The 6,161-nt window shown below is 66.3% G+C and carries 6 protein-coding genes; 4 read left to right on the top strand and 2 right to left on the bottom strand.

Annotated elements, in window-relative coordinates; all coding sequences use genetic code 11:
- A partial coding sequence (locus I71_RS14945) for an HlyD family secretion protein (protein WP_042695646.1) occupies positions 1–1,066 on the bottom strand: 1,066 nt, incomplete at its 3' end.
- 250 nt (positions 1,067–1,316) lie between these two features.
- On the opposite strand from I71_RS14945, the gene I71_RS14940 reads away from it, so the two are divergent.
- The 4 genes from I71_RS14940 (at position 1,317) to I71_RS14925 (ending at position 5,634) form a co-directional block, all read left to right on the top strand.
- Positions 1,317–1,946 carry a TetR/AcrR family transcriptional regulator gene (locus I71_RS14940; RefSeq protein WP_244433851.1) on the top strand — a complete coding sequence of 210 codons (630 nt, stop codon included), beginning with the start codon at positions 1,317–1,319 and terminating at the stop codon, positions 1,944–1,946.
- A 185-nt stretch (positions 1,947–2,131) separates the two neighbouring features.
- Complete coding sequence (locus I71_RS14935; protein WP_042695644.1) at positions 2,132–3,325, top strand: GGDEF domain-containing protein; 1,194 nt, start codon at positions 2,132–2,134, stop codon at positions 3,323–3,325.
- Positions 3,326–3,524: 199 nt separating this feature from the next.
- On the top strand, positions 3,525–4,691 hold the full coding sequence (gene rodA, locus I71_RS14930; protein WP_042695643.1) for a rod shape-determining protein RodA: 1,167 nt from the start codon (positions 3,525–3,527) through the stop codon (positions 4,689–4,691).
- A gap of 196 nt (positions 4,692–4,887) precedes the next feature.
- The gene (locus I71_RS14925; protein WP_244433850.1) at positions 4,888–5,634 is read left to right on the top strand and encodes a family 16 glycosylhydrolase; all 747 of its coding nucleotides are present in this window, start codon (positions 4,888–4,890) and stop codon (positions 5,632–5,634) included.
- Positions 5,635–5,647: 13 nt separating this feature from the next.
- On the opposite strand, the gene I71_RS14920 is transcribed toward I71_RS14925, so the two are convergent.
- Positions 5,648–6,161, bottom strand: a 514-nt coding sequence (locus I71_RS14920; RefSeq protein ID WP_042695641.1) for an ABC transporter ATP-binding protein, incomplete at its 5' end; no start/stop codon positions are given.

The following is a 6,161-nucleotide window of genomic DNA, read 5'->3' as shown; positions in this document are numbered from 1 at the left end:
AGACGCCGCCGGCCAGATGCGGCAGGCTGTCGGCACCGCGGGTGTCGACCTCCGCCACCACCGACAGGCCGGGGCGCAGCAGGCCGGCCAGCGCGTTGTCGCGCGGCAGGGCGATGCGGACGGGGACACGCTGCACGATCTTGGTGAAGTTGCCGGTCGCGTTCTCCGGCGGCAGCAGCGAGAACTTGGACCCCGACGCCGGGGCGAAGCTCTCCACGGTACCGGTCAGCTGGCGGTCCGGGAAGGCGTCCACTGAGATGCTGACATGCTGGCCGGGACGCATGTGCGCCAGCTGGGTCTCCTTGAAGTTGGCGACCACATAGACATCGGGCAGAGGCACCAGCGACAACAGCTGCACGCCCGGCCGGGCATACTGGCCGACCTGGACACCGCGGTTGCCGATCACGCCGTCGACAGGCGCCCGGATCACGGTGTTGTCCAGATCGTTGCGCGCGGTCTGCAGGGTCGCCAGGGACTGGGCCAGATGGGCCTCCGTTTCGGTCCGGGTGGCGCGCAGGACATTGATCTGCTCGTTCTCCGACGCCAGCGCCGCCCGCGATTTCGCCACCTGGGCCACCGCCTTGCGCAGGTCGGCGTCGGCGGTCTCCAGCTTCTGCCGGCTGGTCCAGCTGTCGTTGGCCAGCGACCGGTTGCGCTCATAGTCCTGCTGGGCGCGGCGCTGTTCGGCCTCCGCACTCGCCACTGTGGCGGCCGCCTGCTCGATCATCGTGCGCTGAAGCTCCAGCTTGCTGTCCAGCGTGCCGAGTGCCGCCTTCTGCGCGGTCACCGCGGCCTCCTCCTCGGCCACCTTGGCGCGGAAGTCCTGTTCATCCAGGATCGCCAGCACATCGCCCGCCCGCACCAGCTGGTTTTCCGCAACCTTCACGTCGCGGACATAGGCGGAGATCTTCGGGCTGACGACGGTGATGTCGCTCTGGACATAGGCGTTGTCGGTCGATTCGAGGAACCGGCCCACCGTCCACCAGCGCTCACCGGCGAAGGCGCCACCTGCCAGCACGGCCAGCGCAACGCCCGACAGCACGATCTTCCGCACGCCATTCGCCATTGTCTCTGTCCCCAATCCACCGTGGTTCGCCCCCATCCTGCCGAACGCTCCAGCCGGCGCCGTCACAGGAAAGAAACTGAACCGTTCAGTTTAGTCTTGCCGGAAGATGGCGGGCGGCCTATCTGTTGTCAAGACCGAACTGAACGGTTTAGTTTTTGGCAATTGGTGTCAGGGGGCTTGTCGGGCGATGCGGAACGCGGTAGGGGCCAGGAACATGGACTCAGGCGGCACGGACCGAGGCGAGGCGCGCATGACCACATTGGTTGCCCCCACTCCCGAAGCAGGGTCGAAGCCGGCCCAGATCATGGACGCGGCCGGTACCCTGTTCCTGGAGCATGGCTACAGCGCCGTCAGCATGGATGCGGTCGCCAAGAAGGCGAATGTGTCCAAAGCGACCCTGTACGCCCATTTCGGCAGCAAGGAGGAACTGTTCCGGGCGATGGTCGCCTGCGAATGCGCGAACTCGGTGATGAGGAGCGTCTGGGACGAGGCAATGGACCTGCCGGCGGCCGACGGCCTGCGCCTGATCGGCCGGACCTTCGTCCGATTCATCGCCTCGGCTAAGGCCCTGGGCCTCTATCGCATGGTGCTGGGCGAGGTGCTGCGCCAACCCCAGCTTGCCCAGGCATTCTATGACAGCGGCCCGGCCGAGACCTTTCTGCGCGGGCGCCAGTTCATGACCCACATGGCGGAAAAGGGTGAACTGGCAATCACCGACAGCGATCTCGCCACCCACCAGTATTTCGGCCTGCTGAAGGCCAACATGCACATGAAGATGTTGCTGTGCCTGAGCGAGCGGCCGAGCGACGAGGATCTGGAGCGATTCGTCGATGCCGCCGTCGATCTGTTCGTCAAAGGTTATGCACCGGAAAGGCGTTGATGCGATTTGAGGCACAAAAAGGTCGAGGAAAAGGGTTAGCAACCGGAAAGTGGCTTCAGCGGCAATCGACATCCAATAGTCAGGGTTTCTGACGCAAACTTCGCCCCCTTCGGCTTGTCACCGGCCAAGGCATCGTATAGCGTGCCGATGGCATACCGGGGTAACGGTGCGTGGCAGGTTTGCGGATGGATTTCGAGACGACCTTCATCGCGCAGGTCATCACCGCGATCGGCTTTGCCGTCGGTCTGTCCATTGCCGTGGCCTCTGGCCGCTATCCGCGCCATATCCGCAATTCCCTGCGCGCCTATGCCTATGGAAAATTCATTCTGGGCTGTGGCTTCCTCATCGCGGGCCTGCGCGGCGATGCGTCGCCGGAACAGTTGATTCCGCTCGCCAACGGGCTTGGAGTCGCCGGTCTGGCGATGAACTACACCAGTGTCCGCCATCTTCAGAACCGGCCGGTCTGGCCCCTGATGCCGGCGGCGGTCGGGCTGGCCGTGATGCTCGCCTGCCTTCTGCTGCTGCTCGCCGGTGGCAGCGTCGCCTCGATCCGGATCCTGGTCAGCTTCGCGACATCGGCGGTGCTTCTCGTCATCGCCTATGAGGTGCTGGTCCGCTACGTGGGGCGAGGCATTCCCCATTATGTGACCGGCGTGCTCTGCGCCAGTCTGGCCGTGGTCTATCTGGTCCGCATGGGGGCCGGACTGGCGCAGGAGGCGCCGCCGGCCAACGAGATGATGGACGACCATGTCGAGCGGCTCACCTTTCTGCTGACGCTGCTGGGCACGGTGGTCGGGGCGATCAATTACGTCCTGATGGCCAGCGACGAGTTCAACCGCGAACTGTCCAAGCTCGCCCACACCGACGGGCTGACCGGCTGCCTGAACCGCCGCCGCCTGTTCGAGATGGGGGAGGTCGAGTTCCGCCGCGCCCGCCGCCATGGCCGGGACCTGACTGTGCTCTCGCTCGACATCGACCGGTTCAAGTCGATCAACGACCATGCCGGCCATCCGTTCGGCGACCGGGTGATCCAGGCGGTGTCCGACTGCTGCACCGGGCAGATCCGGCGCGAGGATACGCTGGGCAGGATCGGCGGAGAGGAGTTCGCCATCCTGCTGCCTGAAACCGGTCCGGAAGCCGGCCGCCTTCTGGCCGAGCGGCTGCGCAATGCCATCGAACGGCAGTTGGCCCCGCTTGGCATCGAAGGCGGCGTGACGGTGACCTGCAGCATCGGCGGCGTCAGCCTGACCCGGGAACACAGCGAATTTTCCGATCTGATGGCCCAATCGGACTGCGCCCTGTACGAAGCCAAGCATGCCGGACGCAATCAGGTGCGTTTCTTCATCCCGGTGGCGCTGAGCGCCGTGGCGCACGGCTGACCGGCGAGAACCGGATCGCCGGAGCCGACGGGCGGAACCGGTTGGAAAAATCGGCTCCCCAGGCAATGGCACACGGCCGCCTTTACCCGCGCGTCCGCTTGCCGCATTATCCGCGCCGGTCCCCGCCGGCCGGCTTCCTCCGGTCGACAGTCCGGGTCCGATCCGGCTCCGTCCCTTCCGGCAACATCGGCGTAAGGTCGTGGTTCTTTCCCATCTCGGCTCCGGCGGCCTGGAGCCGCAGCGGTCCCAGCTGACGCTCGGCACGAAGTTCAGGCTCATCAATTGGGGGCTGGTCCTGCTGATCTGCACGATCACCGGGGTCGGCGTCGGGTTGCTCTATTCCGCCGCAGGCGGCCATTGGAAGCCCTGGGCCCAGCCCCAGCTGGTCCGCGCCATCCCCGGTCTTGTCCTGATGCTCGGCATCGCCCTGATCGACATCCGCCACCTGATGAAGTCGGCCTACGTCATCTTCTTCATGGTGCTCTGCCTGCTGATCGCGGTGGAGATGATGGGCCGCATCGGCATGGGCGCGCAGCGCTGGATCGATCTCGGCTTCTTCCAGCTTCAGCCGTCGGAACTGATGAAGCCGGCGCTGACGCTGGCGCTCGCCCGCTATTTCCACGGGGTGACTCTGGACCAGATCGGCCGGCCGCTTCTGCTGATCCCTCCCCTGCTGCTGGTCTTCACGCCGGTCGCCTTCGTGCTGCTGCAGCCGAATCTCGGCACCTCGCTGCTGCTGATCATGGGCAGCGGCGCCATCTTCTTCGCCGCGGGCGTCCGCGTGTGGAAGTTCCTGCTGGTGATCGGCGGCGGCCTCAGCGCCATCCCCATCGCCTGGGAATTCCTGCACGACTACCAGAAGCAGCGCGTCTACACCTTCCTCGATCCGGAGACCGATCCGCTCGGAGCCGGCTACAACATCCTGCAGTCGAAGATCGCGCTGGGGTCCGGCGGGCTGTTCGGCAAGGGCTTCATGTCCGGTTCGCAAAGCCAGCTGATGTTCCTGCCGGAAAAGCACACCGACTTCATCTTCGTCGTCCTGGCGGAGGAGTTCGGCATGGTCGGCGCCGCCACGCTGCTGGCGCTCTACGTCCTGCTGTTCATCTATGGCTGGGTGATCGCGCTGAACAGCCGCAGCCAGTTCGGCCGGCTGGTTGCGGTCGGCATGACCGCGCAGTTCTTCCTCTATGTCTTCGTCAATGTGGCGATGGTGATGGGGCTGATCCCGGTGGTCGGCATTCCGCTGCCGCTGGTGTCCTATGGCGGGTCGGCGATGATGACGCTGATGATCGGTGTCGGCCTGCTGCTGAGCATGTCGGTCCACCGCGACGTGCGCATCCCCAAGAGCGGCGTCACCGACGACTGACCCCCTCCTTCGTTTTGGGTATCGGCCGGGGTACGCCGGGCAAGTGCCCGTCGCACCCCGGCCGCGCCGTTGCTCCGCGACCCTGCCCTCGCGATATCGGGGTGCAGGCCGACCGATCTTGCGGGTGGGCCGGGTTGCGGCGGGAGGAACGGCCATGCGGAGCGATGCTTTAAAACGGCGCGGATGGACGACCGGTTTGGCGGGTGCGGGACTTGCGGCGCTTCTTGCCAGCAGCGCACCGGCGCTGGCGGAGTCGCTGTTCAGCCATATCGGCGGCAGCTTCAACGAGACGTCCGGAGCTTTCGAGGCGTCGCGCTGGCAGCGGTCGGACGGCTGGAAGGCAGGCGGGCACATGAACTGCACCTGGAGCCGCGCCAATGTCTCCGCCGAGAAGGGTCACCTCGCCCTGTCGGTCAGCGACCGGATTGCCGGCAGCGACCGCTACTCCTGCGGCGAATATTCGACGCACCGCTTCTACGGCTACGGCACCTACACGGTGTCGTTGAAGGCGGTGAAGGCCGATGGGGTGATGACCTCGGTTTCCCACTATACCGGCCCGCCCTTCGGCGACCCGTGGGACGAGATCACCATGGGCATCGCCGGCAAGGACACCACGAAGCTGGAGATCAGTTACGTCGCCAACGGCACGGGGCACCGCGACATCGTGGTCGACCTGGGCTTTGACGCCGCCAAGGGATTCCACAGCTACGGCTTCGACTGGAAGCCCGACGGCATCGTCTGGACCGTCGACGGCAAGCCGGTCCACCGGGTGTCCGGCAAGCCGGAGGATCTGCCGCGCATGCCCGGCCGGCTGATGCTGCGCTTCTGGAGCGCGTCGGGCGACACCGAATGGCTGCGCCGATTCACCTATCCCGGCCATCCCCTGGCCGCCGAGGTCGCCTCCGTCACCTATCGCGAGGATCCGGCCAACCTCAGCAACTGAGGAGCCGCCCCACTCACTCAAGCGCTTCGGCACCCAGGTAGGATTCGACGACGCGGGGGTCGGCGACGACCTCCGCCGGGGCGCCGTCGGCGATCTTCTCGCCATGGTCCAGCACGACGACGCGGTCGGACAGCGCCATCACCGCGCGCATGACATGCTCGATCATCAGGATGGTCAGCCCTTCGCGCCGGTTCAGGTCGCGCAGGACCTCGACCATGCGGTCGACCTCGGTCGGGCGCAGTCCGGCCAGCACCTCGTCCAGCAGCAGCAGGGTCGGACGGGTCGCCAGCGCGCGGGCGACCTCCAGCCGCTTGCGGTCGGGCAGCGTCAGGCTGCGGGCCGGGCGGTTGGCCTGATCGGCCAGTTCCAGCCGCTCCAGCACCGCCCGCGCCTGCAGCCTTGCGGTCTCCACCGACCGTTCGCGGGCCAGCGCGCCGACCACGACATTCTCCTCCCACGTCAGCTGGCCGAAGGGCTTGACGATCTGGAAGGTGCGGCCGAATCCCGCGCGCAAAACCGGTCGGGCT

Origin of the sequence: Azospirillum sp. B506, from assembly GCF_000333595.1 — a bacterium.
In the GTDB taxonomy this organism is placed as follows: Bacteria; Pseudomonadota; Alphaproteobacteria; order Azospirillales; family Azospirillaceae; genus Azospirillum.
The sequence above is the reverse complement of the archived record's forward strand: the minus strand, read 5'-3'. Positions and strand labels throughout refer to the sequence as shown.